This is a genomic window from Cupriavidus sp. GW821-FHT02F09 (assembly GCF_059421605.1).
Genome location: NZ_JBWKVH010000005.1, coordinates 255,936 through 280,881, shown reverse-complemented (window position 1 = coordinate 280,881; position 24,946 = coordinate 255,936). Strand labels below are relative to the sequence as shown.

Below are 24,946 nucleotides of genomic sequence, written 5' to 3'. Positions count from 1 at the left end.
CCGTCTTGATGCCAATCGTCACCAGCAATTGCCGTGCGCGATTCGGCACATCCGGTGTCGCGGGCGGCATCGGAGTGACGCCCGACGTCCTCCCGGGATGCGGGGTACACTCGCTCGCACCGGCGTGGCCAAGGCGGTTCCGGACCGCGCCGACAAAACTAAAACAGCACTACGCACACCGAGCCAGGATGCAGGACGCCATGCAGAACACGATTCAACACACACCAAGAAAACCACTCTCCCTCACAACCGTATTGATTTGCGGTGGCCTGCTCGTCACCTTGTCGATGGGCATCCGGCACGGCTTCGGCCTGTTCAACCTGCCGATCACGCAGACCCACGGCTGGAGCCGCGAGACCTTTGCCTTCGCGCTGGCGCTGCAAAACCTGATGTGGGGCGTGACCCAGCCGTTCACGGGCGCGCTGGCCGACAAGTTCGGCGGCTTGCGCATCATGCTGGTCGGCATTGCGCTATACGTGGCGGGCCTGGTCGTGATGGCCATGGCCACCTCCGGCACCGCCTTCGCCTCTGGCGCCGGCATCCTGATCGGCATTGCGCAGTCCGGCACCACCTACAGCGTGGTGTACGGCGTGATTGGCCGCGTGGCCAGCCCCGAGAAGCGCGTGTGGGCCATGGGCATCGCGGCGGCCGCGGGCTCGTTCGGGCAGTTCCTGATGATCCCGGTGGAGCAGACGCTGATCTCGACTGCCGGCTGGCAGAACGCGTTGTTCATCCTGGCGGTGCTGGCTTGCCTGATGCTGCCGCTGGCCTTCAGCCTGCGCGAGCCGCCGGGCGCGACGCACGCGCCCGGCTTCCAGCAGACCATCGGCCAGGCCGTGCGCGAAGCGTTCGGCAACCGCAACTTCCAGTTGCTCACGCTGGGCTACTTCGTCTGCGGCTTCCAGGTGGTGTTCATCGGCGTGCATCTGGCGCCCTATCTCAAGGACCGGGGCCTGACCGACCCGAAGATCGCGACCGTGGCGCTGGCGCTGATCGGGCTGTTCAATGTGTTCGGGACCTATAGCGCGGGCGCGCTGGGGCAGCGCGTGCCCAAGCGCTTCCTGCTTTCACTGATCTACATCACCCGGTCCGTGGTGATTGCCGGCTACCTGCTGCTGCCGCTCACGGCTACCAGCACCTGGGTGTTCGCCGCGATGATGGGTTTCCTGTGGCTGTCCACGGTGCCGCTGACCAACGGCATCATCGCGCAGGTGTTTGGCGTGCAGTACCTGTCGATGCTGTCGGGCGTGGTGTTTTTCTCGCACCAGATCGGCAGCTTCCTAGGTGCGTGGCTGGGTGGCTTCCTGTATGACCGGACCGGCACCTACAGCACGGTCTGGATGATCGCGATCGGGCTGGGCGTAGTGGCCGCCCTGGTCAACCTGCCGATCCGCGAGCATGCGATCGCGCGGCCGCAAGGGGCCGCGGCATGATCACGGCACGCCCCGCCGGCCTTGCGCTTCGGGCAGCAGGCTTCGCGGCGCTGGCCGGGGTGCTGACGCTGGCCTTCATGGCCTACCTGCGGCCGGCTTTCATGGTGGATCTGACGAACATGGTGCTCGCCTGGTGCGGGTGAAGGGACGCGAGGACTAACAATCGCCCGTTGTTCCTCCCCCCGCGTGCTGGAAAAAACCGTAGCTCCGCTTCTAGTGGCTCCTAGCTAAGCCACCCCACTGCCCGGCCCTCTCCCCCTGAGGGGAGAGGGAGAGACAGCCGTCGTCATGGCAAGCGGTGCTGGCCTTACGGCGCCTCGGCCTTGGTCTTGGCTTCCAGCACTTCCCAGCGCTCCAGCGCCTCCAGCAGTTCCAGGTCGATCTCATCGTGGCGGGCCGCCAGCTGCGCGGCCTTGCCCGCGTCGCTCACATACAGCGAGCCGTCCGCCAGCTGTGCGCCAACAGCCTTTTGCTCGCTTTCCAGCGAAGCGATACGCTCCGGCAGCGTGTCCAGCTCGCGCTGTTCCTTGTACGACAGCTTGACCAGGCGGTTGGCCGCGCGGGCTTCGCGCGGCTTCGTGCTTTCCGCGGCGGCCTTGCCCTCGCCACCGCGCGCGTCCTGCATGGCCGCGCTGCGCGCCGACTGGACCTGCCAGTCGGAGTAGCCGCCCACGTACTCGCGCCAGCGCCCGTCGCCTTCGGCGGCGATGGTGGAGGTCACCACGTTGTCCAGGAAGGCCCGGTCGTGGGACACCAGGAACACAGTGCCGCTGTAGTCCTGCAGCAGTTCTTCAAGCAGTTCCAGCGTGTCGATGTCGAGGTCGTTGGTCGGCTCGTCCAGCACCAGCACATTGGCCGGGCGCGCGAACAGGCGCGCCAGCAGCAGGCGGTTGCGCTCGCCGCCGGACAGCGACTTGACCGGCGAGCGCGCGCGTTCCGGCGCGAACAGGAAATCGCTGAGGTAGCTCATGACGTGCTTGCGCTGGCCGTTGATCTCGACCCAGTCGCTGCCAGGGCTGATGGTATCGGCCAGCGAGCGCTCCAGGTCCAGCTGCGTGCGCATCTGGTCGAAATACGCCACCTGCATGTTGCTGCCGTTCTTGACCGTACCGGCATCCGGCGCCAGCTCGCCCAGGATCAGGCGCAGCAGCGTGGTCTTGCCCGCGCCGTTGGCGCCGATCAGGCCGACCTTGTCGCCGCGCATGATGGTGCCGGTGAAGTCGCGCACCACCATCTTGTTGCCAAAGGCTTTGCTGACATCCGTCAACTCGGAAACGATCTTGCCGGAGCGCTCGCCTTGCGACACTTCCAGCTTGACGTTGCCCTGCACGTCGCGGCGCGCCGCGCGGTCCGTTCGCATCGTCTCCAGGCGCTGGATACGCGCCACGCTACGCGTGCGGCGCGCTTCCACGCCCTTGCGGATCCAGACTTCTTCCTGCGCCAGCAGCTTGTCGAACTTGGCCTGCTCGACCTGCTCGGCGGCCAGCAGCTCGGCCTTGCGCGCCTGATAGGCGGCGAAGTTGCCAGGAAAGGAAATCAGCCGGCCACGGTCGAGTTCGATGATGCGGGTGGCCACGCGGTCCAGGAAGGCGCGATCGTGGGTGATCAGCAGCACGCTGCCACGGAAGGCCAGCAGCAGGTCTTCCAGCCAGCGGATCGCTTCCACGTCCAGGTGGTTGGTCGGTTCGTCCAGCAGCAGGATGTCGGGCTCGGCCACCAGGGCCTGCGCCAGCGCCACGCGCTTTTGCATGCCGCCAGATAGCGCATCCACGCGCACATCGGCGCTCAGGCTGAGTTGCGCCAGCGTGGTCTCGACCCGCGTGCGCAAACCCCAGGCACCGGCGGCGTCGACTTCCGACTGCAGGCGGTGCAGCTCGGCCAGCGAATCCTCGTCGTGGTTGTCGTCCAGCCCCGCCAGTGCTGCCTCGTAGGCGACCAGCAGGTCGTGGATCTTGCCCAGGCCCTGGGACACGGCGTCGAACACGGTCACACCCGCCTCGAACTGCGGCTCTTGCGGCACATACGCCGAGGTCACGCCGCTCTGGCGCGCGATCAGGCCATCGTCCGGCGCGGACAGGCCGGCCACGATCTTGAGCAGCGACGACTTGCCGGTGCCGTTGCGGCCAATCAGGCCGACGCGCTCGCCGGCTTCCAGCGAGAAGTCGGCATGGTCGAGCAAGGCCACATGCCCGAAGGCAAGCTGGGCGTCGGAAATCGAAAACAGGGCCATGGGAGCAATACGAAAGGAGACAGCGAAAAGGAGGCAGTTCAAGCGGCTTGAACCTGCGGCCGCGCGCCGGCGTCGGACAGCAACCGGGCGGCGGGGTGCCAGGTAGCCGGCATTGTAGACCACCGGCGCCCGCCCTCGCCGGAGGCGGCGCAAACCCCTGGCCTGCGGCCGCCACAAAAAAAGAAGGGCCCGCGCTCGCGCGGGCCCAAGAGTCTCTCCTCGGTGCCCTGCTCGCAAGGCACGGAAAGGAGCATAGCAAGCGCCCCGGGCTGCCTCTAGTCGTACAAGTCCGTAAGGGAAAGCCCCGTCAACGCCCCCTGCGGCGCGGCTCTTGCACGTCTGCCACGCGCCTGTTGCGCGCCGCGCAACACCCCCCGGCGTGACGATTGCCGGACCGCTTTCCCCCATGGAACAATGGCCGGCGGCCGGCAGGCCGCAGCACAACGGCAGCAATACAAGAACCGGTCCGAACCGGTGAGAGGCGACCCAACGCCAATTCCGCTTGATGCCTTTTTCTTTGTACGGGGAACTCCATGATCCATCCGCGTGCGCAGCGCTTGCCGCTGCTGCTTGTGCTATCGACCCTGCTTTCGCTTTCACTCGCCGTTGTCGCCATGCCCGCCGCCGCGCAGTCCGGCAGCACGCCAGTGCTGCAGCGCATCGAACAGACCGGCGTGCTGCGCATCGCCCACCGCGAGAGCTCGGTGCCGTTCTCCTTCGTGGCCGACGGCAAGCCCTACGGCTATGCCATCGACCTGTGCCTGCGGGTGGCCGACGCCCTGCGCGGCGCGCTCCGGCTCCCAGGCCTCAAAGTGGAATTCGTTCCTGTCACGCCGGCCAGCCGCATCGCCGCCATCGTCGACGGCAAGGCCGATCTCGAATGCGGCTCCACCACCAACAACCGCGAGCGGCGCGCGCAGGTTGCTTTCACCATTCCACACTACATCGCCGGCAGCCGCATGCTGGTCAAGACCGACTCCGGCATCCGCAAGCTGGGCGACCTGCGCGGCAAGACGGTCGTCTCCACGGTGGGCACCACGTCGCTCGCGGTGGTGCGCCAGATCAACGGCTCCGGCGCCATGCAGATCCACGTGGTGGAAGCCAAGGACCACGCCGAGGCGTTCGCCATGGTCGAGCAAGGCAAGGCCGACGCCTTCGTGATGGACGACGTGCTGCTCTACGGCCTGCGCGCCAATGCGCGCGACCCGGCCCGCTACACCGTCACCAACGAGCTGCTGACGATCGAGCCCTACGCCATCATGCTGTCGAAACAGGACGCCGAGTTCAAGCGGCTGGTGGACAAGATCCTGGTCGCCTCCATCTATTCGCTCGATACCCAGAAGCTCTACAAGAAATGGTTCCAGTCGCCGATCCCGCCGCAAGGGGTCAACCTCGACATCCCGATGAGCTACCTGCTGCGCGATTCCTTCAAGTTCCCCAGCGACAAGGTCGCCGACTGAGCGCGCGTCCGCAACGGCGCAACTCGTGCGAAGATGGCGGCCCAGCCGCTTTTTCCGCACGCTTTGCGTCGGGTGCCGCACCATGTCCCGCCCCATGTCCATCACGCCCCTGAAGCTGACCGATCTCTCTGTCTCCGCCCTGGTCGCCGGGCTGATCGCCATGCTGACCGGCTACACCAGTTCGCTGGTGCTGATGATCCAGGCCGGCCAGGCCGCCCACTTGTCGGACGCGCAAGTCGCTTCGTGGATCTGGGCGTTGTCCATCGGCATGGGCGTGACCACCATCGGGCTGTCCCTGTTGACGCGGGCGCCCATCGTCGTTGCCTGGTCCACCCCTGGCGCCGCCCTGCTGATCGCCAGCCTTCCCGGCGTTCCCTACGCGCAAGCCATCGGCGCCTTCGTCATGGCGGCGGTGCTGATGACCGCCGCCGGCATGACCGGCTGGTTCGACAAACTGATGCGCGCGCTGCCGGCCAGCATTGCCTCAGCGCTGCTCGCCGGCATCCTGTTCCGCATCAGCGTCGACGTGTTCGTGCAAGCCCAGCATCAGACCCTGCTGCTGCTGGTGATGTTCGCGCTGTACCTGCTGGGCAAGCGCTTCTGGCCGCGCTACGCGGTGCCGGGCGTGCTGCTGGCGGGCGTGGCGCTGGCCGGCGCGCTTGGCCAGCTGCATTTCGAATCGTTCCATTTCGCGCTGGCCAAGCCGGTGTGGACCACGCCGGCGTTCTCGCTGCGAGCCTTCGTCAGCATCGCGGTACCGTTGTTCATCGTGGCGCTGGCGTCACAGAATATTCCCGGGCTGGCGGTGCTGCGCGCCGACGGCTATCACGTACAGGCCTCGCCGCTGATCACCGTCACTGGTGTCGCCTCCGCCCTGCTCGCCCCGTTCGGCTCGCACGGCATCAACCTGGCGGCCATTACCGCGGCCATCTGCACCGGCGCGCAAGCGGATCCCGACCGCAACCGGCGCTATACAGCAGCGGTGGTTTGTGGCATCGGCTATCTGGTTGCGGGCGCGCTGGCAGCCAGCATCGCCGCGCTGTTCGCGGCGTTCCCCAAAGCGCTGGTCGTTGCGGTGGCCGCGTTTGCCTTGCTCGGCTCCATCGCCAGCGGCCTGACCACGGCCATGCAAACGCCGGCCGAGCGCGAATCCGCCCTGCTGACATTCATGATCACCGCCTCAGGCATGACGCTGGCCGGCGTGGGGTCGGCCTTCTGGGGTGTGGTGGGCGGCATGCTGGCGCTGATCGTCTTGCGACCGCGTACTGCCGCCAAGGCTGGGTAAGCGCGAGCGCTTACAGCAGCAGGAAAGCAATGTCCGCGGCGCCGATCCCGGAGACCGGTGTGCCCTTGCGCCGCTGGAACAGGATGTGCTGCAGCACCCGGTCGCGGTGCTCGGCAAACGTGGCGGGATCAAAGCGCAGCGCGGTGAGCGCATAGTGCTCGGAGAGCAGCTTGTAGACCCGGTGGCGCACCATCAGCATCTCGCTCTCGGCGCGCAGGCGGCTAATCTCTCCAGCGTTACCCTCCTCCAGCTGCCGCATGCCGACCACCACGCGCGCATGCATGCCACGGTAGCGATCCAGCTCGCCGTGCGCCTTGCACAACTCCTCGCGCAGCGCCCTCACTTCCTGCTGGAGCTTCAGGTTGTGCTGCACGCCTCGCTGTATGCGCGACGCCTCTTCCAGTGCCACATCCGCTGCGGCAATCGTGTTCTGCCAGAGCCCCTGACCCGTCGTCTGGCCATCCACCTGCGGCCACACGGTCTGAACCTCATCCTCGCCTTTCATGACGCTCCCCTGCAAACCTGACTCACCCGCCGCTGGCTTTATCACGACTGCCAGCTGGTCGGGGCTACCGCGACCACCCCACGACACGACTCCGGACTGCCGGCGCCTGGACGGCGCGCTTCTACCTCGATTGAAGATGGCATCCCCGCAAGGAACAACCACCCGAAAGGAGGGATCACCAGCCCGCAAAGCGGCCTCGAGCATGCTTTGCACTGTACACCCGGAAAGGCCCGCCGGGCAGCTATGGGAAAATGTGGCCCCAGCGACAGCCAACGTGAAGAACCCATCCATGAATGCCTATGTACTACTGGCCCTCGCCATCGCGGCCGAAGTCATTGCCACCAGCAGCCTCAAGGCCGCCGAGAATTTCACGCGCCTATGGCCAAGCGTGCTGGTCGTGGCCGGCTATGTCAGCGCCTTCTTCCTGCTGATGCAGGTCATGAAGACCGTGCCCGTGGGCATCGCCTACGCGATCTGGTGCGGCGCGGGGATCGTGCTCGTGACGCTGATTGCCAGCGTGCTGTACCGGCAAGTGCCGGATCTGGCGGCCTGGGTGGGGATCGGGCTGATTATTGCGGGAGTGGCGGTGATTCAGCTGTTTTCGAAGATGGGGACGCATTGAGACGCATGCGCCGCGCGGCGGCAAGCCTCTGCATTTCAACCGGGGGAGCTTTGATGGACCGCTGAGACCTGTGGGGTGGTCCCGCCGGCAGGAATCGAACCTGCATTTCACGCTTAGGAGGCGCGTGTTCTATCCATTGAACTACGGCGAGACGATAGACACTCCCGGATCGGTGAGTGCGCCTTGGCGGCGCGGATCCCGGAGCAGGCCGGAGTATATCAAAATCCTCACCGCCCAAGAAACGCGCCACTCCCTATTCAGCACTCGCCTTTCTTGGCGTGCCCCGGGGGACAGTGATAGCCCTTGTCTTTCTTGCCATACCCACCGTCGCCGCGTCCGTCCCAGCGCTCGGGCATCAACACCCAGCCACCGCTGGCCTGCACCCAGCGCGGCGCCTCGTAGACGTAGCCGGCGCGCTCGCGCTCCCATTTGCCCTTTTTCCATTTGTGCTTGTGGCCGCGATCGTCCCAATCCCAGTAGCCGGGGGCCCAGACGTAGCCGGGACGCGCAACCGGGACGGCTTCATAGACGGGGGCGGGCGGCGGAACACCAATCGCCACATTGATTGACACCTGGGCCAGCGCCGCCGGCGCCACGCCCAACCCACCCGCAAAGCCCGCTACTGCTGCCGCACACAACAGAATCTTTCGCATATTGTTCTCTCGCTTGCCTGTGTTGTTCAGGAGCGAGAATAGCCTGACCCGGAACTTCTGGCTGTTAGCAAAGGTATCCATGGATGACTTTTGTCGCGCGAAGGAAACGCAGCGGCGTGGCGAGGCGAGGCGAGGCGCGGTTAGCAGAACCGCCAGCCCCACAAACGAGAAGCCCGCCAGGAAACTGGCGGGCTGGTTGCGGACGGTCCGGACCTTCCAGGTCAACGCCGGCGCTATCGCGGCAACAGTCGTTGCAAGCAGCGTTTCCCATGATTCCGCCCATGACGCGGACGTCCCTCCGGACCACCCGGAGAGTCGAAGGAAAGCTGGCACTGACGCCGACTGCCGCGATATCAGCGGCTAGCAGCACTTAAAGCAAAGCGCCGAGGAAGGTCAGCGGGTATTCCAGGTCCGCCACCTTGCCGGGCAACCGTGTGCCCGACGGCTTCAGTATAGGCAGGCAGCCTACGGATGCAACTTTGAATGCGGCAGGGGTAAATGCCTCGAAAAGTGCGCGATAGCACGCAAAATCTCGTGCTTCAGCCGCATATCGGCCTCAGAAAGGAATTCCTATCGCAGTGCAACAAACTTACTTTTGTTTCTGCTATAATTCGCGCCGTGAGTTCGCACTGTGAGTTGTGCAACACGCCAGCCGGGTTCTTCCGGCAGGCGATACCGCCCCCGCTCTCAAGCTCTGCTCCCCGGTCCCGCCGACTGGCCTGCTTTATGTTGCCGCGCTGTTTGCTGCATCAAGGCCAAGTGGTGATACCCGACAGAACGCATTTCTCACCGACGTCGCCTCGTCTCCGATCCTGTTGAATAGCTCTATAGAGCTGTTTGCCTGCCAGGGACTGCCGCCCGGCCTTGTGCCCGGTGTCACCCTGCCTGCCGCCGTACTGCCAGCTGTGTCTGTCGTAACGGCCTCACCGATTGGCGCCGAAGCCTTTTTAAGACTTTGCACTGCGCCCGCCCCTGTTCGCTAGTTCGGCATGGGGTGCCATGCATTTAAAGAAAATTACGACATGACCCAGCACGACATTCGTGCGGAGCAAGATTTTGCCTCCGCCGCCGACGCATCGATCGAAGCCGCAGCCATCGCCACCCCCGCTATCCAGGAACCGAGCCCGCTCGACAAGCTCGACGCCATCCTCAGCCCGGAAGCCGCCGTGGCGGCGCCTGCCGCTGTTGCCATCGATGCCGAAAACGGCTTCGCCAAGCTCGGCCTCGAAGAAGCCATTCTTCGCGCCCTGGTTGAACTGAACTACACCACCCCGACCCCGGTGCAGGCACAAGCGATCCCCGCCTTCCTGGCTGGCCGCGACCTGCTGGTGTCGAGCCAGACCGGCTCGGGCAAGACCGGCGCCTTTATCCTGCCGGCGATCCAGCGCATCAGCGAGAAGGCTTCGCCGAATCGCCCGCGTTCGGACGATCCGGTCAAGCGCATGAAGGGCAAGCGCCCCCGTCCGTCGCCGGCGCAACCCGCGCTGCTGGTGCTGACCCCGACCCGCGAACTGGCCCTGCAGGTTACCGAAGCCACCGCCAAGTACGGCCGCCACCTGCGCCGCATCGTCTGCGCCAGCATCCTGGGCGGCATGCCTTACCCGAAGCAGCTCGCCGCGCTGTCCAAGATGCCTGACATCCTGGTCGCTACCCCGGGCCGCCTGCTGGACCACGTTGAAGCCGGCCGTATCGACCTGTCGCAGCTGGACATGCTGGTGTTCGACGAGGCCGACCGCATGCTCGACATGGGCTTCGCCGACGACATCGACGCCATCGTTGCCGCTACCCCGGCCACCCGCCAGACGCTGATGTTCTCGGCCACGCTGGACGGCCGCATCGCCCAGCTGGCTTCGCGTCAGCTGCGCGATCCGCAACGCATCGAAATCGCCGCGACCCGCGCCGACCAAAGCAATATCGAACAGCGCCTGCACTTCACCGACGACATGTCGCACAAGGAAAAGCTGCTGGACCACCTGCTGCGCGACACCACGCTCAAGCAAGCCATCGTCTTCACCGCGACCAAGCGCGATGCCGATTCGCTGGCCGAGCGCCTGTCGGACACCGGCTTCGCAGCCGGCGCGCTGCACGGCGACATGACCCAGGGCGCGCGTAACCGCACCCTGACCTCGCTGCGCCGCGGCAACCTGCGCATCCTGGTGGCAACCGACGTGGCCGCACGCGGCATCGATGTGCCCGACATCACCCACGTGGTCAACTTCGACCTGCCCAAGCAAGCGGAAGACTACGTCCACCGTATCGGCCGTACCGGCCGTGCTGGCCGCTCGGGCGTCGCCATCAACCTGGTGAACCACGGCGACATGTTCCAGTGGAAGCGCATCGAGCGCTTCACCAACAACCGTGTCGACGCATCGGTGATCGAAGGCCTGGAGCCGCGTCGCTCGCCGAAGCCGCGTTCGGGCTTCGCCGGCAAGCCGGGTGGTGACCGCGGTGGCTACCGTGGCAACAGCAATGGCGGCGGCTATCGCGGTGGTGAAAACCGCAGCTTTGGCGACCGCAAGTTCGGCGGCGGCGAAAGCCGCGGCTTCGGCAGCCGTGACGGCGCCCCGCGTCCCGCAGGCGATCGCCCGTTCGGCGACCGTGACGGCAACCGTGGCTTCGGCGACCGTAGCGGCCTGGGCAACCCCAATGGCAACAGCACCGGCTATCGTGGCCAGGGCGGCCAGGGCGCAGCCGGCGGCCAGCGCAGCTTCAACAACGAAGGCGGCGGCTACCGTGGCGGCGACAATCGTGGCTTCGGCAATCGTGACGGCGCGGCTCCCCGCAGCTTCGGCGACGGCAATCGTGGCGGCTTTGGCGGCGGTGCAGCCGGCAATGGCGGCAACGGTGGCTACCGTGGCGGCGAAGGCCGCAGCTTCGGCAACCGCGATGGCAACCGTGATGGCGCCCCCCGCAGCTTCGGCGGCGGTCAGCGCAACGGCAACGGCAACACCGGCGGTCGCTCGCGTTTCGAGCGTTAATTCGCCAGGCTGAACAGGTTCACCGCTTAGGCGGTGATCTCTCGCAAAGCCAAAGAAAAAGGCACCTTCGGGTGCCTTTTTCTTTGGCTTTGGCCGCCTCAACCAACGGCGCTCGCCACGGGCAACCAGCGCCCCGCTACATCGAACAACTGCGAAAACCGACGAACGCGAAATCGTCCTCGGGCAGCAGTGCCATGCGCGCGCGCGCATGACGCTGGCGCGCCGGGCTGGCGAAAGACGTGCTCCGTACCGCCTGGTGGCTGGCAAAGCAGTACACGTATTCCATATCGGTGGGGTCCGCCTCGAATCCCGCGTAGGGCTCGTACGGCGTCGCCGTCCACTCGCGCACCATGCCCCAGCGCAGGCCGCCCCGATCCTGGACCGCCGCCAGTTCCCATTCCGTTTCCGTGGGCAGGCGCCGGCCTGCCCAGGCGCACCAGGCTTGCGCCTCGAACAGGCTGACGTGACGTACCGCCTCGTCAGGGTTCAACGTGCGCAGACTGCCGAAGCGCAAGGCCATCCAGGCCCGCGACTCAGAATGGCGGGCCCAGTAGCGTGGCGCCGAGCGATCCTGCATCATCAGCCACTGGCGCCCCGCCGCCGACCACCACGACGCGCGCTCGTAGCCGCCGTCCTCTACGAAATCGAGGAACTGCGCATTGCTGACCGGCGCGGCATCCATCTCGAAAGCTGGCACATAGGTAGGCTGCGGCGGCAACTCGTCGGGCAGCGCGAAACCATCCGGCGTGTTCCAGCCCTGGATGAAACGCCCGCCGGGAAACTGCAAGGTACCGCCGTGCGGCACCGATACCGACGGCAGGACGACCGCAGGCTCCACCGGGGCAACGCCCAGCGCCTGCAGCAGAGCGGCGATGGCCTCGCCCTGGCGGTCCTCGTGAAACAGCGCGCGGCACCAGGCATAGAGCGTGTTATCGCCATCGTCGGGTTGCGCCGCCAGCCGGCGCAGGACGGCATCGAGCACGTCGGCGGCGTAGCGCTTGACCACGGCCACGTCGGGCAGCGTGACCTCCCAGCGGGCATCGGGATCGATGCGATCGGGATCGAACCACTCGTCGGCGCCGGGCAGCAGCGACGGCACACTGGCCACCTGCAGCCAGGCGCCATCGCGCTCGAGCGTGCGCACGTCGCGCAGGCACCACCATTCGGCGTGCCAGGCCACATGCCCGAGCGTCCACAACGGCGGGTCGGCAAAATCCTGGCGAGGCACCTCCCAGCCACGCCGGGTCTGGCCAAAAGCGGCCAGCCAGGCCAGGGTGCGGTTGCGCGCTTCCACCAGCGCCTGCGCCAGGCCTTCGCGCGGCAGCCGCCGGGCATCGGCCCAGACGGCCTTGCCGCCGTTGAAATGAAGGTCGGGAAGCATGGAAAAGCCGCTCATCGAACACCCTGCCGGAGAATGGGATTGGCACCCGGTTGCGTGATCCGGCGAGCCGCGTGCGCCATGCGCCGCACCTTTCGCCGGATAGATGCGGGCATTATGACACCAGGCCCAGCCGCCCCCTCGCGGTGGGCCCCGTAGCCTCAGACTTCAGACCCGGGCGTGGAACACCGCGAACCATCCGCGCGGATCGCTCCACCAGACCGGATCGTCGAAGCCCGCAGCCTCGAGCAAGGCAGCGAAGTCGTCAGGGCGGTATTTATACGAATCCTCCGTATGAATCTGCTCGCCCGCGCGGAAGCCGCGGCTACCCTCCGCCCAGTGCACGGTGACCTCGCGCTCAGCTTGCAGGTGCATCTGGATGCGCGACCCCTCGCGGTCGAAGCTGGCCACATGACGCCAGTCCTCAAGCTGAAAGTCGCTGCCCACGATGCGATTCAGGTTGCGCAGCACATTGCGATTGAAGGCGGCGGTCACACCCAGCGGGTCATCATAGGCGGCCACCAGCGCCTGCTCGTCCTTGAGCAGGTCCACGCCAATCAGCACGCCATCCCCCCTGCCCGCCGCGGCCCGCAGCCGCTGCAGCAAGGCCTGCGCCTGAGCTGGTGCGAAATTGCCAATGCTGGATCCTGGATAAAAAAACAGGCGGCGCCCGTGCCTGACCTCGGGCGGCAGATCGAGCGGCACGCACAGGTCGGCGCCCAGGCCAAGCATGGGAATCTGCGGATGCTGCTGCTGCAGGCAGAACAGCGTGCCGCGCAGGAACTCCACCGAGATATCCAGCGCCACGTATTGCGCCGGCTGCAGGCTGCCGAAGAGCCGGGCCGCTTTCTGGCAGTTACCCGCGCCAAGGTCGATCAGCACGCAGCCACTGCCGGCGCGCGCGGCCATGGCGGGAGCAAATGCAGAAAAGACCGCGGCCTCGGTGCGCGTGGGGTAGTACTCGGGCAGGTCGGTAATGGCCTCGAACAGGCGCGAGCCGAGCACGTCGTAGAAGAACTTGGGGCTGATGCTGGCGGCGCCGGCCAGCAGGCCGCGCGTGATCTCGCCGCGTAGCGCGCCACTGTCCTCGTGGTACTGCTGGATGAAATCCAGCCGGGGCACCGGGTTCGGCTGCGCATGGCCGTTGCCGACGACGACGCTGCTGGCGGGGGGGCCGTTGGGTTTCAGGGCCGAGGTGCCGTTGTGATTGGCTTGGGTGTGATTGAGGCGTACGTTCAGTGGATTCAGCGGGGTCGGGACTGCCGGCATGACGTTTCCTTGATGGTCGATGGGCACTGCATAAAACCCCCAGGGGCCCGCACGTCACGGCATGCGCGGGAGTTGCAAGGGATCCGCCTCCGGTGACGTCTGGGGCGCATCAGCCGATGCAAGTCTTCTCAGGATAGCTGGCGAGCGCGGAGTGTGCTTACCGCATTGCACAAAATCCTCAGTGCAGTGAAAACCAGAAAGTGCGCCTTGTTCAACAACAGTTTGCCGCCGCAATGCCGCCACAGCGCCCCCACAAAAAATACGCAGCATCGTTTATAATCCGCCTCAGCGTATCTGCTTCGGGCTCGCCCGGATTGGATCGCCCCTCAAAGGGGAGTAGCTCCGGGGCCATGCCCTTAGCACAATCGTCATTCCGGGACTGACAGTCTCCGGTTGTGCTGACCGCGCCAAGTACCATCAGCGGTCGAGCAAGACCTTTGCAACCTGGTTTCATGGTTTGCAAAGGCGCCCCAAGCTCCCACACATCATGTCTCCAGGCCAAACCGGTGCGTACGCACGGCTCTTAGCTATTCGTTGTTCGAGGAGATTTCATGGAATGGTTTACCGATTTGTTCACGATGCAGTTCCTGACGGCACTGCTATCCATCGTCGTCATTGACCTTGTGCTGGCCGGCGACAATGCGATCGTGATCGCCCTGGCGGCGCGCAACCTGCCGCCCCACCTGCAGAAGAAGGCCATCATCTGGGGGACTGTCGGCGCGGTCGTGGTCCGTTCGGCCATGACGGTCGGCGTGGTGTGGCTGCTCAAGATCCCTGGCCTGCTGCTGATCGGCGGCGCGGCCCTGGTGTGGATCGCCTACAAGCTGCTGTCCGATGACGGCAATGGCGACGAGCATGGCGCGGGCGCAACCACCCTGGTGGGCGCGATGAAGACGATCATCATCGCCGATGCTGTGATGGGCGTGGACAACGTGCTGGCTGTGGCTGGCGCGGCGCACGGCAGCTTCCTGCTGGTGGTGCTGGGCCTGCTCATCAGCATCCCCATCGTGGTGTGGGGCTCGAGCCTGGTGCTCAAGCTGATGTCGCGCTTCCCCTCGATCATCTTCGTGGGTGCCGGCGTGCTGGCCTTCACGGCAGTCAAGATGATCGTCAGCGAGCCGCTGGTGAAGGAGTTCTTCAACAGCAACGCACTGGCCTACTACGGCTTGTTCGTGGTGGTCGTCGGCGGCGTGCTGGGCGGCGGCTACCTGGTGCAAAAGCGCCGGGCTCCGGCTACTGCCGCGCAGTAATGCGCGACGGCGCCAGCGCCGCCGAGCTAGCTGGAACCTGAAAACGGGTCGCCACGGGTCGCCGAAAGGCGGCCCGTTTTGCTTTGCGATAAAATGCTAACCCTTTAGCAATTTGCTATTCGGTTAGCAGATTGCCTGCCATACGCGCACACCGCTGTCGCGTCACTTTTCCCCAACACCCGCGCCGATGAAACAGTACCTCGACTTCATGCGCCATGTGCAAGAGCATGGCACCGAAAAGGCCGACCGCACCGGCACCGGCACGCGCTCGGTGTTTGGCTACCAGATGCGCTTCGACCTGCGCGAAGGCTTCCCGGTGGTGACCACCAAGAAGCTGCACATGAAGTCGATCATTCACGAACTGCTGTGGTTCCTGAAGGGCTCGACCAACATCCAGTACCTGAAGGACAACGGCGTCAGCATCTGGGACGAATGGGCCGACGCAAACGGCGAGCTCGGGCCGGTCTATGGCTCGCAGTGGCGCGCGTGGCCCACGCCGGACGGCCGCCACATCGACCAGATCACCGACCTGATGGCGCAGATCCGCAGCAATCCCGATTCGCGCCGGCTGATCGTATCGGCCTGGAACGTGGGCGAGATCGTGCAGATGAAGCTGCCGCCCTGCCATGCATTCTTCCAGTTCTACGTGGCCGACGGCCGCCTGTCCTGCCAGCTGTACCAGCGCAGCGCCGATATCTTCCTTGGCGTGCCGTTCAATATCGCCAGCTATGCGCTGCTGACGCACATGATCGCGCAGCAGACCGGGCTGGAGGTAGGCGACTTCATCTGGACCGGCGGCGACTGCCACATTTACAGCAACCATGCCGAGCAGGTGGCAACCCAGCTCGCGCGCGCACCGATGGCGTTGCCGCAACTGAAGATCCTGCGCAAGCCCGACAGCATCTTCGACTACAAATACGAGGACTTCGAACTGGTGGGCTACGAATCGCATCCGGCCATCAAGGCACCGGTGGCCGTATGACGTTGCTGACCCTGATCGTGGCGAAAGCCCGCAACGGCGTGATCGGCCGCGACAACACCCTGCCCTGGCGCCTGCCCGAGGACCTGGCGCACTTCAAGCGCACCACCATGGGCGCGCCCATCGTGATGGGCCGCAAGACGTGGGAGTCGATCGGCCGGCCGCTGCCGGGCCGGCGCAATATCGTGGTGAGCCGCAACCGCGACCTGCGCATCGAGGGCTGCGACGTGGCGAACTCGCTGGAAGAAGCGCAGCGGCTATGCGTGGGCGCCCCGCAGATCTTCCTGATCGGCGGCGCGCAGCTGTATGCCGAGGCCCTGCCCAGCGCTGACCGGCTGGTGGTGACGGAAATCGATGCGGATGTGGAGGGCGACGCGGTGTTTCCGGCCATCGACCCGCAGCAGTGGGTCGCGACGCAGCGCGAGCGGCATCATTCGGAGGCGAACGGTTTCGACTACGCGTTCGTGACGTACGAGCGCCCGCCGTCGGGCGAGGAATAACGGCCGCCTCAAACGGAAAGTTTCAAGCGTCGCTGACGTCGCTGACGTTTTACGCGCGCGGCGGCCTGTCTTCAGGCCGCCGCTGTCGTTTTAGTTGCCGCCGGCAATGGTCATCTGCTCGATCAGGACCGAGCCGGTTTCCTTGGTGCCGCGCACCAGCGCATCGGCGCCAATGGCCACGATCTGCTGGAACATCTCCTTCATGTTGCCGGCGATGGTGATCTCTTCCACCGGGTACTGGATCACGCCGTTCTCGACCCAATAGCCTGACGCGCCGCGCGAGTAATCGCCCGTCACGTAGTTCACGCCCTGCCCCATCAGCTCGGTCACCAGCAGGCCCGTGCCCAGCTTGCGCAGCATGCCGGCGAAGTCGTCTGCCGGCGTGGTCAGCTTGCTGGAGAGCGTCAGGTTGTGCGAGCCGCCGGCGTTGCCGGTGGTCGTCATGCCCAGCTTGCGCGCCGAGTACGTGGAGAGGAAATAGCCTTCCACCACGCCGCCGCGCACCACATCGCGCGCGTGGGTCTTCACGCCTTCTTCGTCAAAGGGTGCGCTGCCCATGGCGCCCGGCAGGTGGGGCTGCTCGTGGATATGAATATGCGGCGCGAACACCGCCTTGCCCAATGTGTCGTAGAGGAAGGTCGACTTGCGGTACAGCGCGCCGCCGGACACGGCCTGCACGAAGGCGCCGAGCAGGCCGGCGGCCAGAGGTGCCTCGAACAGCACCGGGCAGCGGCGCGTCGACAACTGGCGCGCATTCAGGCGGGCCAGCGAGCGTTCGGCGGCATAGCGGCCGATGTCCTCGGGCGCGGCCAGCGCGCCGGGCGCGCGCTTGGACGAGTACCAGTCGTCGCGCTGCATGCCGCTGCCGGTGCCGGCGATCGGCGCGCAGGAAATAAAGTGGCGGGAATACGGGTAGCCGCCCGTGAAGCCGCGCGAAGTGGCCAGCACGAACTGCGAATGCTGGGCCGAGACGCTGGCGCCGTCGCTATTGCGAATGCGCGGCGAGACCGCGAAGGCGGCCGCCTCGGCGCGCCGCGCGAGCTCGATGGCTTGCTCAGCGTCGATATTCCAGGGGTGGAACAGGTCGAGATCCTGCGGGTTGCGCTCGAGCAGCGCTTCTTCAGCCAGGCCGGCGCAATCGTCTTCCGCGGTGAAGCGAGCGATGTTGTAAGCCGCCTCGGCCGTGGCGCGCAGGGCCGCCGGCGAGAAATCCGAAGTGCTGGCGTTGCCGCGCCGCTGGCCGATCATGACCGTGACGCCCACTACCTTGTCGCGGTTTTGCTCGATGGTTTCCACCTGGCCCTTGCGCACCGACACCGACAGGCCGCTGCCCTCGGAGATCTCAGTAGCCGCGTCGGTGGCGCCCAGCTCGCGTGCCACCCGCAGCACATCGGCGGCCATCTCGCTGAGCTGGGCCTGGGTATAAGTGAAGTGGGTGGTCTGGTCTGCGGATTGATCCATTGTGGGCGCGGTCATCAAAAGTCCAAACAAGAATCATAGCAAGATAAAATGCCAACCATGACGCGAAACACCCGCCCCTCCCCCCGGAACGCCTCCGGCTTCCCCGACCCGTTCACCCCTGAGCCGGCCGACGACGACGACATGCTCAAGAGCAAGTCGCAGAAAAAGCGCGACATGCTCGCCCTGCAAGACCTGGGCGTGGAACTTGAGGCGCTGCCCAAGGACCGCCTGGCGCGCGTGCCCATGCCTGAAGCGCTGGCCGACGCCATCCGCGACGCGCGGCGCATCACCAACCACGAAGGCAAGCGCCGCCAGATGCAGTATGTCGGCAAGGTCATGCGCAGGCTGGACGATGACGAAGTGGCCGCCATCCAGCGCGTGCTGGAAGGCTTCAAGGGCACCAGCAAGGCCGAGACGGCTAAGCTGCACCTGGTCGAGCGCTGGCGCGAGCTGCTGCTGGCGGACGACGCCGCGCTGACGAAATTCCTGGCCGAGCACCCGGCCAGCGACGTCCAGGCACTGCGCAACATCATCCGCAACGCGCGCAAAGAGCACGAGATGAACAAGCCGCCGCGCTACTTCCGCGAGCTGTTCCAGGCCGTCAAGACCGCGCTGGAAAGCAAGCAGGCCGCAGCCACCGGCGAGCAGGAACCCGAGCCGGAAGCCGGCGAATAACCGGCATATAGCCGACATCCAAAACGCAGCAACCAAGGAAATGGGGACAAGATGACGCAAACCACAACGCCCGCGCTGGTCCATCCCGTTGCCCGCAGGCACCCGGACGAACTGCTGGTTGGCTTTGTCTCGATCTCCGACCGTGCCTCGACCGGCACCTACCAGGACGAGGGCATCCCGGCGCTGCGCGACTGGTTCGGGCGCGCCCTGAGCTCGCCCTGGCAGGCCGTGGAGCGGCTAATCCCTGACGAGCAGGCGCTGATCTCGCGCACGCTCATCGAGCTGGTCGACGTGGCCGGCTGCGATCTGGTGCTGACCACCGGCGGCACCGGCCCGGCCCGCCGCGACGTCACCCCCGAGGCCACGCTGGCGGTAGGCACCAAGGAAATGCCTGGCTTTGGCGAGCAGATGCGCCAGGTCAGCCTGCACTTCGTGCCCACGGCCATCCTCTCGCGGCAGGTGGCGGTGATTCGCGAAACCGCCAGCCGCGCCGCCCTCATCATCAATCTGCCGGGCCAGCCGCGCGCCATCCGTGAAACCTTGGAAGGACTGCGTGGCGAGGATGGCAAATCCATCGTGCAAGGCATCTTTGCCGCCGTGCCCTACTGCGTCGACCTGATCGGCGGGCCTTACATCGACACTGACGAAGCCGTGGCCAAGGTGTGGCGCCCCAAGCACGCGATCCGCGCCAAACCCGCCGCGTGAACCTCAGGGGGCAGCCACGCTATCGCAGCCCCAGATACAGTCCCACCGGCACGAACACCACGGCAGCCACATTGCCCAGCAGCACGATCGACGCCACCTGGTCCGGCTCCTGCCGGAAATGATCGGCCACCAGGAAGTTGAGCACGGCCGGCGGCAGCGACGCGAACACGAACAGCAGCCCGCGCTGGAGCTGGGTCAGCGGCACCACCTGCGCCAGCAGCAAGGCGCAGGCGATGCCGGTCAGCGGACAGACCACGGCGCCGATCGCGCCCATGCCCCAGTTGCGCAGGCTCACGTCCTTCATGCGCACGCCGAGCGCGAACAACATCAGGGGCACAGTGGCGTCGCCCAGCAGCTTGATCGACTGGAACACCGGCTCCGGCAGCGAGAACCATGGCCGCGCCAGCGACAATCCCACCCCCGCCACCGTTGCCAGCACCATCGGATTGCGCGCGATCTGCGTGATCGACGCGTGCCGGTTGACGATCTTCATGCCGATGGTGAAGTGCATCAGGTTGGACGCGGCGAACAGCGCCACCGCGGGCGCCAGCCCGACCGGCCCGAACGCGAACACCGATAGCGGCAAGCCCATGTTGCCGCAATTGTTGAACATCATCGGCGGCACGAAGGTGCGCGGATCCGCCCCCAGCAGCCGCGCGCCAAGCCACGCCAGCAACCCCGAGCCCAGCACCACGGCAACCGCGCAACCCAGCAGCACAAGCTGGTCGGCCAGCACGAATTCCTTGCTGACAAAAGCCGACACCACCAGCAGCGGCGCGATCACATCGAGCGTGGCGCGGTTGATCCCGGACATGTCGGGATGCGCGCGGCGCCCGTAGAGCCAGCCGACCAGGATGATCAGGATGACCGGCGTGATGATCGAGACGATGCGCGCAAGCATGGGCGGGCTGCCGTTAAGCCAAAGCGCCCCGCAGGGCGCCTTGGCAGTGACATGGGAGGAGAAAAAATCAGGCGGCCGGGGTATCCGGCGTCGCGCTCGCCTCGGCTGCGGTTGCGGGTGCTGCCGCTGCCGCCGGTGCCGACTGGCGGATGAAGTGGGTGCGGTAGTAGCGCAGCTCTTCCACGGACTCCAGGATATCGGCCAGCGCGGTGTGCAGCTGGCGCTTGATGAAGCCCTTGTGGATGGCCGGCTCCCAGCGCTTGCACAGCTCCTTGAGCGTGGAGACGTCGAGATTGCGATAGTGGAAGAACGCCTCCAGCTTGGGCATGTAGCGTGCCATGAAGCGGCGGTCCTGGCAGATCGAGTTGCCGCACATGGGCGACTTGCCGGCAGGCACCCAGCGCTTGAGGAAGGCCAGCAGCTCGACCTCGGCCTGGGCTTCGGTCAGGGTCGAGGCCTTGACCTTGTCGATCAGGCCCGAGCGGCCGTGGGTGCCCTTGTTCCAGTTGTCCATGCCATCGAGCACGGCGTCTTCCTGATGGATCACCAGCACCGGGCCTTCGGCCAGGATGTTGAGTTCGGAGTCCGTCACGACGATGGCGATCTCGATGATGCGGTCCGTGTCGGGCATCAGGCCGGTCATCTCCATGTCCAGCCAGATCAGGTTGTTTTCGCTCTTGACGGATTTGACGCCGCTGGGGACGTGGGTATTTTGGCTGGTCATCTGGACTGCAATCGAAAGAGAAGCAAAAGGGGGCGCGCCCGCGCTCCGGATCAGGAACACGGGGCAGCGGGCACGAACAACTTATAATTCTCGCATATCCGCCGCCGCCGCCGGTTCCAACGCGCTCGGAAACCCGCTTCGGCGGTCCGGCCGCCACCGCGTACGCCAAGGCTTCACACGACAAGGCTCTGCCCGATGTTCACGTTTCTGTTCCTAGCCGCCCTGATGCTGATGGTGCTGACCAAGCTCTGGCTGGCCGCCCGCCAGGTGCGCCATGTGGCGCAACACCGTCATGCGGTGCCTGCCCGCTTTGCCGACACCATTACGCTGTCGTCCCACCAGAAGGCGGCCGACTACACCATCGCCCGCACCCGGCTGTCGATGCTGGAAGTGCTGGCTGGCGCAGCGCTGCTGATCGTGCTGACCATGCTGGGCGGGCTGCAGTGGATCAACCAGTTCTGGATCGACACCTTCGGCCCGGGCTACGCCTACAGCGTGGCGCTGATCGCCAGCGTGGCCGTGATCGGGGGCCTGGTCGACCTGCCCTTCTCGCTCTACGGGCAGTTCGGCATCGAGCAGCGCTTTGGCTTTAACCGCATGGGCTGGAAGCTCTACCTGGCCGATATGCTCAAGATGACCGCCATTGGCTGCGTGCTAGGCCTGCCCTTGCTGCTCGCCGTGCTGTGGCTGATGGCACATATGGGCGAGTACTGGTGGGCCTGGACCTGGCTGACGTGGATCGCCTTCACCATCTTTGTGCAGATGATTGCCCCGTCGGTGATCATGCCGCTGTTCAACCGCTTCGAGCCGCTGGCCAATGCCTCGCTGGAAGCCCGCATCACGCGCCTGCTGCAGAAATGCGGCTTCCGCAGCCGCGGCCTGTTCGTGATGGACGGCAGCAAGCGCAGCGCGCACGGCAATGCCTACTTCACCGGGTTCGGCGCGGCCAAGCGCATCGTTTTCTTCGACACGCTGATGGAGCGCCTTGCCGATGACGAGATCGAAGCGGTGCTGGCGCATGAGCTTGGCCACTTCAAGCGGCGCCACATCCTCAAGGGCATGCTGGTCAGCTTTGCGCTGAGCCTGGTCTTCCTCGCCGCGCTGGGCTGGCTTTCCAGCCGCACGTGGTTCTACACCGGGCTGGGCGTGCTGCCCAACCTCGGCACCACCAATCACGCCCTTGCCCTCGTGCTGTTCTTCCTGACCTTGCCGGTATTCACCTTCCTGCTCGGCCCCCTGGCCAGCCAGACCTCGCGCCGCCATGAATTCGAGGCGGATGCGTTTGCGGCCGGCCAGACCGATGCCGGCCACCTGGTCTCTGCCCTCGTCAAGCTCTACAAGGACAATGCCTCTACCTTGACCCCCGACCCGATCTACAGCGCCTTCTACTACTCGCACCCACCGGCAGCACAGCGGATCGACCGCCTGCTGGCGCACGCATGAGCCGCGCCGCCAGCCGGGGAGGCCCGCAGCGCGCCCCAAGCCCTGCCAAAGCCAATGCCAATGGCGCCGCCGCCGAGGAGGCGCTGATCGTCGCCGCGCACGGGCGCCACTATGTGATCGAGCTGGACGACGGCAGCCGCCTGCACGGCTTCCCGCGCGGCAAGCGCAGCGAATGCGCGGTCGGCGACCGCGTCACCATCGAGCGCGCCGCGTCCGACCAGTGCGTGATCACCGGCTTCAAGCCGCGCAAAAACCTGCTGCATCGCTCGGACCAGTTCAAGTCCAAGCTGCTGGCCGCCAATATCGACCAGGTCGTGATCGTGCTGGCGACCGAGCCGGGCTTCTCGGAAGACCTGCTGGGCCGCGCGCTGGTGTCCGCCGAAGCACTGGGCATCCGCCCGCTGATCATCCTCAACAAGATCGACCTGACCGAGCGGCTGGAAGAAGCGCGCGGCCGCCTGGCGCTGTACCGCGGGCTTGGCTACGAGACGCTGTTCCTGTCGGTGCACGGATCGCCGGACGATACGCTGGCGCAGTTGCGCCCGCAGCTGGCGCACCGCGCCAGCATCCTGATCGGCCAGTCGGGCATGGGCAAGTCCTCCCTGCTGAACCTGCTGATCCCGGGCGTGGAAGCACAAACCCGGGAAATCTCCGCCAAGCTGGATTCGGGCAAGCACACCACCACCTTCACCCGCCTCTACCACCTGCCCGCCAGCGTGGATGGCGAGGCCGATGGCGTGGATAGCGCGGATGGCGCAGATCCTCAAGCGCGCCAGCGTGGCTGCCTGATCGATTCGCCGGGTTTCCAGGAGTTCGGCCTGCACCACCTGAGCGAAGGCATGCTGGAGCGCGCGTTCCCTGAATTCCGCCCACGCCTGACCGAGTGCCGCTTCTACAATTGCCACCACATCAACGAACCCGGCTGCGGTGTGCTGGCGTCGATGAAGGCCGGCGAGATCTCCGGCCGGCGCCACCAGCTCTACACGCAGCTGCTGCACGAATCCCGCCAGCAAAAGCCGTGGTAAGGTAATCGGGCGCGCCGCCTGCAGGCAAACGGGCATGCAGCGCACCCGATCCCGATGAAACTACTGCTATCGACCCCTTCCCTCGTCCATGCCGCGCACTGCCAGAACGTGCTGGAAGCCGCCGGCATCCGCGCCGACCTGCGCAATACGTGGCTGGCTGGCGCCATGGGCGACATCCCGTTTCGCGAAAGCGCGCCCCAGGTCTGGCTGATCGACGATGAACGGGAGGCCGAGGCCTGGGAGGTATTGCACGCCGCCGCCAATCCGGCGCCGGGGCCGCGGTGGGCCTGCGTGTCCTGCGGGGAATGGCACGATGCGCAGTTCGGCTCGTGCTGGCAATGCGGCGCGCCGCGGCAACCCTGAAAGTGAAACGCCCGCGGCAAGCGCGGGCGTCGATGGTCAACGGTCAACGGATACAGCGGGGTTGGCTCAGCCCACCCAGAGCGCCAGCGACAACATCGCCAGCAGCAGCATCCACAGCACGACGGCACGCCACACCAGGCCGATGGCCGATTGCAGCGTACGCACGTTGGGCTCCACCCCGAATTCCGGCGCGACCGCCTCGGGCTCGCTATCGTCTTCCATGCCCGGTGCATAGTCCACCGCCGGGCCGGCCAGGCTGGTGCGCAGCACCACGGCAGTACTCTCTTCGGCCAGAGGCACCCCCAGGCGCACGCCAAGCGCGCCGCCGCCGCTGGCAAGCAGGATGCCGTTGACGGCATCGTTCCACTTGCGCGCATGGTTGCGCCACGCATAGACCGCATCCTCGAAATTGCCAACGATGGCAAAGCCGACCGAGGTCAGCCGCGAGGGAATCCAGTCCAGCAGGTAGAAGGCACGCGCGGCAAAGCGGCCCAGCGCGGGGCTGCGCTCCGTGGAGGGGATATTCCAGTGGCGCGCGAGGTACTCGGCGATGCGGTACAAGACCACGCCGCCCGGGCCGATCGGCACCAGGAACCAGAAGAACACCCCGAACACATGCCGGTGCACTGCCACGATGGCGGCTTCCAGGGTATGCCGCACGATTTCCGTGACCGGCATTTCGATGGTTTCGAGACCGGTCCACTGGTGCAGCAGCGCGCGGGCGCGCGGCAGGTCATCGCGGTTGAGCGCCTCGTGGATATCGGTGAAGAAGTGACTGAACTGCCGGAAACCCAGGGTGAGGTAGAGCAGCAGGACATTCCACGCCAGCGTGAGCGCCACGCTGATGGAGGCCAGCAGGTAGTGCACCACCATGGCGGTCAGCGTGAGCGGCAGCACCACCGTGAACCAGGCCAGCGCGGTATCGCGCGGGCGCCCGGTGTCAAAGGCATGCTCGGCGCGCTCGGCAAGAACGCGCACGATGTCGTAGATCGGATTGTTGCGGCCCAGGGCGCGGAACTGCTCGGCGATCAGCGCGAGGAGAACGGATACAAATGTCATCTCTGGTCTGGGTGTCGATGGCCAGGGCGCATCAGGCGGCGCGTGTGC

At 66.0% G+C, this 24,946-nt stretch carries 23 protein-coding genes and 1 tRNA gene; 14 read left to right on the top strand and 10 right to left on the bottom strand.

The window, feature by feature from the left end; translation table 11 throughout:
- Window positions 1–200: 200 nt before the first annotated feature.
- Window positions 201–1,433 (top strand): MFS transporter, encoded by a 1,233-nt coding sequence (locus AC07XB_RS08680; protein ID WP_492376090.1) that lies wholly within the window; start codon window positions 201–203, stop codon window positions 1,431–1,433.
- Window positions 1,430–1,576 carry a hypothetical protein gene (locus tag AC07XB_RS08675; protein ID WP_492831082.1) on the top strand — a complete coding sequence of 49 codons (147 nt, stop codon included), beginning with the start codon at window positions 1,430–1,432 and terminating at the stop codon, window positions 1,574–1,576. The genes AC07XB_RS08680 and AC07XB_RS08675 overlap by 4 nt, the downstream gene beginning before the upstream one ends.
- Window positions 1,577–1,740: 164 nt before the next feature.
- Here the strand turns inward: AC07XB_RS08675 and AC07XB_RS08670 are convergent, their stop codons facing one another.
- On the bottom strand, window positions 1,741–3,663 hold the full coding sequence (locus AC07XB_RS08670; protein WP_492376088.1) for an ATP-binding cassette domain-containing protein: 1,923 nt from the start codon (window positions 3,661–3,663) through the stop codon (window positions 1,741–1,743).
- Window positions 3,664–4,196: 533 nt separating this feature from the next.
- Between AC07XB_RS08670 and AC07XB_RS08665 the strand changes: the two genes are divergently transcribed.
- Both AC07XB_RS08665 and AC07XB_RS08660 read left to right on the top strand, forming a co-directional pair.
- On the top strand, window positions 4,197–5,123 hold the full coding sequence (locus AC07XB_RS08665; protein ID WP_492831081.1) for an amino acid ABC transporter substrate-binding protein: 927 nt from the start codon (window positions 4,197–4,199) through the stop codon (window positions 5,121–5,123).
- Between the two features lie 94 nt (window positions 5,124–5,217).
- Window positions 5,218–6,408, top strand: a complete 1,191-nt coding sequence (locus tag AC07XB_RS08660) for a benzoate/H(+) symporter BenE family transporter (RefSeq protein ID WP_492813766.1) — start codon at window positions 5,218–5,220, stop codon at window positions 6,406–6,408.
- Window positions 6,409–6,418: 10 nt separating this feature from the next.
- Here AC07XB_RS08660 and AC07XB_RS08655 read toward each other — a convergent pair whose 3' ends face one another.
- Window positions 6,419–6,913, bottom strand: a complete 495-nt coding sequence (locus AC07XB_RS08655) for a hypothetical protein (RefSeq protein WP_492376086.1) — start codon at window positions 6,911–6,913, stop codon at window positions 6,419–6,421.
- Window positions 6,914–7,202: 289 nt separating this feature from the next.
- On the opposite strand from AC07XB_RS08655, the gene AC07XB_RS08650 reads away from it, so the two are divergent.
- Window positions 7,203–7,535, top strand: a complete 333-nt coding sequence (locus tag AC07XB_RS08650; RefSeq protein ID WP_441635072.1) for a DMT family transporter — start codon at window positions 7,203–7,205, stop codon at window positions 7,533–7,535.
- A gap of 76 nt (window positions 7,536–7,611) precedes the next feature.
- On the opposite strand, the gene AC07XB_RS08645 is transcribed toward AC07XB_RS08650, so the two are convergent.
- Together AC07XB_RS08645 and AC07XB_RS08640 are read right to left on the bottom strand one after the other, a co-directional pair.
- A tRNA-Arg gene (locus AC07XB_RS08645) sits at window positions 7,612–7,686 on the bottom strand.
- A 106-nt stretch (window positions 7,687–7,792) separates the two neighbouring features.
- The gene (locus tag AC07XB_RS08640) at window positions 7,793–8,188 is read right to left on the bottom strand and encodes a YXWGXW repeat-containing protein (RefSeq protein WP_492376095.1); all 396 of its coding nucleotides are present in this window, start codon (window positions 8,186–8,188) and stop codon (window positions 7,793–7,795) included.
- 1,022 nt (window positions 8,189–9,210) lie between these two features.
- Here AC07XB_RS08640 and AC07XB_RS08635 point away from each other — a divergent pair.
- Window positions 9,211–11,166 carry a DEAD/DEAH box helicase gene (locus AC07XB_RS08635; protein ID WP_492376085.1) on the top strand — a complete coding sequence of 652 codons (1,956 nt, stop codon included), beginning with the start codon at window positions 9,211–9,213 and terminating at the stop codon, window positions 11,164–11,166.
- Between the two features lie 136 nt (window positions 11,167–11,302).
- On the opposite strand, the gene AC07XB_RS08630 is transcribed toward AC07XB_RS08635, so the two are convergent.
- The gene (locus AC07XB_RS08630) at window positions 11,303–12,562 is read right to left on the bottom strand and encodes an SUMF1/EgtB/PvdO family nonheme iron enzyme (RefSeq protein WP_492831080.1); all 1,260 of its coding nucleotides are present in this window, start codon (window positions 12,560–12,562) and stop codon (window positions 11,303–11,305) included.
- A 150-nt stretch (window positions 12,563–12,712) separates the two neighbouring features.
- Window positions 12,713–13,813: an L-histidine N(alpha)-methyltransferase gene (egtD, locus tag AC07XB_RS08625; protein ID WP_492376083.1), complete on the bottom strand. Its 1,101-nt coding sequence runs from the start codon at window positions 13,811–13,813 to the stop codon at window positions 12,713–12,715.
- Window positions 13,814–14,364: 551 nt separating this feature from the next.
- Here egtD and AC07XB_RS08620 point away from each other — a divergent pair.
- The 3 genes from AC07XB_RS08620 to AC07XB_RS08610 all read left to right on the top strand — a co-directional run bounded on the left by AC07XB_RS08620 (window position 14,365) and on the right by AC07XB_RS08610 (window position 16,542).
- The gene (locus AC07XB_RS08620) at window positions 14,365–15,063 is read left to right on the top strand and encodes a TerC family protein (RefSeq protein WP_183036309.1); all 699 of its coding nucleotides are present in this window, start codon (window positions 14,365–14,367) and stop codon (window positions 15,061–15,063) included.
- Between the two features lie 187 nt (window positions 15,064–15,250).
- Entirely contained in the window at window positions 15,251–16,045 is a 795-nt protein-coding gene (locus AC07XB_RS08615) for a thymidylate synthase (RefSeq protein ID WP_492831079.1), read from the top strand.
- Complete coding sequence (locus AC07XB_RS08610; protein WP_492376081.1) at window positions 16,042–16,542, top strand: dihydrofolate reductase; 501 nt, start codon at window positions 16,042–16,044, stop codon at window positions 16,540–16,542. The genes AC07XB_RS08615 and AC07XB_RS08610 overlap by 4 nt, the downstream gene beginning before the upstream one ends.
- A 90-nt stretch (window positions 16,543–16,632) precedes the next feature.
- Here AC07XB_RS08610 and pmbA read toward each other — a convergent pair whose 3' ends face one another.
- A complete protein-coding gene (gene pmbA, locus AC07XB_RS08605; protein WP_477132472.1) occupies window positions 16,633–18,003 on the bottom strand; it encodes a metalloprotease PmbA in 1,371 nt (456 codons plus the stop codon).
- Between the two features lie 57 nt (window positions 18,004–18,060).
- Between pmbA and yjgA the strand changes: the two genes are divergently transcribed.
- Together yjgA and mog are read left to right on the top strand one after the other, a co-directional pair.
- On the top strand, window positions 18,061–18,678 hold the full coding sequence (gene yjgA / locus AC07XB_RS08600) for a ribosome biogenesis factor YjgA (RefSeq protein WP_492813739.1): 618 nt from the start codon (window positions 18,061–18,063) through the stop codon (window positions 18,676–18,678).
- Between the two features lie 51 nt (window positions 18,679–18,729).
- The gene (gene mog / locus AC07XB_RS08595; RefSeq protein ID WP_492375433.1) at window positions 18,730–19,383 is read left to right on the top strand and encodes a molybdopterin adenylyltransferase; all 654 of its coding nucleotides are present in this window, start codon (window positions 18,730–18,732) and stop codon (window positions 19,381–19,383) included.
- Between the two features lie 19 nt (window positions 19,384–19,402).
- On the opposite strand, the gene AC07XB_RS08590 is transcribed toward mog, so the two are convergent.
- On the bottom strand, window positions 19,403–20,284 hold the full coding sequence (locus tag AC07XB_RS08590) for an AEC family transporter (RefSeq protein ID WP_043348188.1): 882 nt from the start codon (window positions 20,282–20,284) through the stop codon (window positions 19,403–19,405).
- Between the two features lie 67 nt (window positions 20,285–20,351).
- On the bottom strand, window positions 20,352–21,008 hold the full coding sequence (gene orn, locus AC07XB_RS08585) for an oligoribonuclease (RefSeq protein ID WP_492813742.1): 657 nt from the start codon (window positions 21,006–21,008) through the stop codon (window positions 20,352–20,354).
- Window positions 21,009–21,203: 195 nt separating this feature from the next.
- Here orn and AC07XB_RS08580 point away from each other — a divergent pair, with 195 nt between their 5' ends.
- Genes AC07XB_RS08580 through AC07XB_RS08570 form a run of 3 tightly spaced genes read left to right on the top strand, consistent with a single transcriptional unit; the run spans window position 21,204 to window position 23,839 of the window.
- Window positions 21,204–22,451, top strand: coding sequence for a M48 family metallopeptidase (locus tag AC07XB_RS08580; RefSeq protein ID WP_492375435.1), 1,248 nt, complete (start codon window positions 21,204–21,206; stop codon window positions 22,449–22,451).
- Window positions 22,448–23,476, top strand: a complete 1,029-nt coding sequence (gene rsgA, locus AC07XB_RS08575; RefSeq protein ID WP_043348197.1) for a ribosome small subunit-dependent GTPase A — start codon at window positions 22,448–22,450, stop codon at window positions 23,474–23,476. Before AC07XB_RS08580 ends, rsgA begins: the two co-directional genes overlap by 4 nt.
- A 54-nt stretch (window positions 23,477–23,530) precedes the next feature.
- Window positions 23,531–23,839, top strand: coding sequence for a putative signal transducing protein (locus tag AC07XB_RS08570; RefSeq protein ID WP_150990815.1), 309 nt, complete (start codon window positions 23,531–23,533; stop codon window positions 23,837–23,839).
- 66 nt (window positions 23,840–23,905) lie between these two features.
- Here AC07XB_RS08570 and AC07XB_RS08565 read toward each other — a convergent pair whose 3' ends face one another.
- Window positions 23,906–24,898: a CobD/CbiB family protein gene (locus tag AC07XB_RS08565; protein ID WP_253931787.1), complete on the bottom strand. Its 993-nt coding sequence runs from the start codon at window positions 24,896–24,898 to the stop codon at window positions 23,906–23,908.
- Between the last annotated feature and the right edge of the window lie 48 nt (window positions 24,899–24,946).

Excerpts from the sequence above, each read along its gene's own strand:
- AC07XB_RS08680 (WP_492376090.1), top strand. The coding sequence starts at position 201 with ATGCAGAACACGATTCAACACACACCAAGAAAACCACTCTCCCTCACA.
- AC07XB_RS08675 (WP_492831082.1), top strand. The coding sequence starts at position 1,430 with ATGATCACGGCACGCCCCGCCGGCCTTGCGCTTCGGGCAGCAGGCTTC.
- AC07XB_RS08670 (WP_492376088.1), bottom strand. The coding sequence starts at position 3,663 with ATGGCCCTGTTTTCGATTTCCGACGCCCAGCTTGCCTTCGGGCATGTG.
- AC07XB_RS08665 (WP_492831081.1), top strand. The coding sequence starts at position 4,197 with ATGATCCATCCGCGTGCGCAGCGCTTGCCGCTGCTGCTTGTGCTATCG.
- AC07XB_RS08660 (WP_492813766.1), top strand. The coding sequence starts at position 5,218 with ATGTCCATCACGCCCCTGAAGCTGACCGATCTCTCTGTCTCCGCCCTG.
- AC07XB_RS08655 (WP_492376086.1), bottom strand. The coding sequence starts at position 6,913 with ATGAAAGGCGAGGATGAGGTTCAGACCGTGTGGCCGCAGGTGGATGGC.
- AC07XB_RS08650 (WP_441635072.1), top strand. The coding sequence starts at position 7,203 with ATGAATGCCTATGTACTACTGGCCCTCGCCATCGCGGCCGAAGTCATT.
- AC07XB_RS08640 (WP_492376095.1), bottom strand. The coding sequence starts at position 8,188 with ATGCGAAAGATTCTGTTGTGTGCGGCAGCAGTAGCGGGCTTTGCGGGT.
- AC07XB_RS08635 (WP_492376085.1), top strand. The coding sequence starts at position 9,211 with ATGACCCAGCACGACATTCGTGCGGAGCAAGATTTTGCCTCCGCCGCC.
- AC07XB_RS08630 (WP_492831080.1), bottom strand. The coding sequence starts at position 12,562 with ATGAGCGGCTTTTCCATGCTTCCCGACCTTCATTTCAACGGCGGCAAG.
- egtD (WP_492376083.1), bottom strand. The coding sequence starts at position 13,813 with ATGCCGGCAGTCCCGACCCCGCTGAATCCACTGAACGTACGCCTCAAT.
- AC07XB_RS08620 (WP_183036309.1), top strand. The coding sequence starts at position 14,365 with ATGGAATGGTTTACCGATTTGTTCACGATGCAGTTCCTGACGGCACTG.
- AC07XB_RS08615 (WP_492831079.1), top strand. The coding sequence starts at position 15,251 with ATGAAACAGTACCTCGACTTCATGCGCCATGTGCAAGAGCATGGCACC.
- AC07XB_RS08610 (WP_492376081.1), top strand. The coding sequence starts at position 16,042 with ATGACGTTGCTGACCCTGATCGTGGCGAAAGCCCGCAACGGCGTGATC.
- pmbA (WP_477132472.1), bottom strand. The coding sequence starts at position 18,003 with ATGGATCAATCCGCAGACCAGACCACCCACTTCACTTATACCCAGGCC.
- yjgA (WP_492813739.1), top strand. The coding sequence starts at position 18,061 with ATGACGCGAAACACCCGCCCCTCCCCCCGGAACGCCTCCGGCTTCCCC.
- mog (WP_492375433.1), top strand. The coding sequence starts at position 18,730 with ATGACGCAAACCACAACGCCCGCGCTGGTCCATCCCGTTGCCCGCAGG.
- AC07XB_RS08590 (WP_043348188.1), bottom strand. The coding sequence starts at position 20,284 with ATGCTTGCGCGCATCGTCTCGATCATCACGCCGGTCATCCTGATCATC.
- orn (WP_492813742.1), bottom strand. The coding sequence starts at position 21,008 with ATGACCAGCCAAAATACCCACGTCCCCAGCGGCGTCAAATCCGTCAAG.
- AC07XB_RS08580 (WP_492375435.1), top strand. The coding sequence starts at position 21,204 with ATGTTCACGTTTCTGTTCCTAGCCGCCCTGATGCTGATGGTGCTGACC.
- rsgA (WP_043348197.1), top strand. The coding sequence starts at position 22,448 with ATGAGCCGCGCCGCCAGCCGGGGAGGCCCGCAGCGCGCCCCAAGCCCT.
- AC07XB_RS08570 (WP_150990815.1), top strand. The coding sequence starts at position 23,531 with ATGAAACTACTGCTATCGACCCCTTCCCTCGTCCATGCCGCGCACTGC.
- AC07XB_RS08565 (WP_253931787.1), bottom strand. The coding sequence starts at position 24,898 with ATGACATTTGTATCCGTTCTCCTCGCGCTGATCGCCGAGCAGTTCCGC.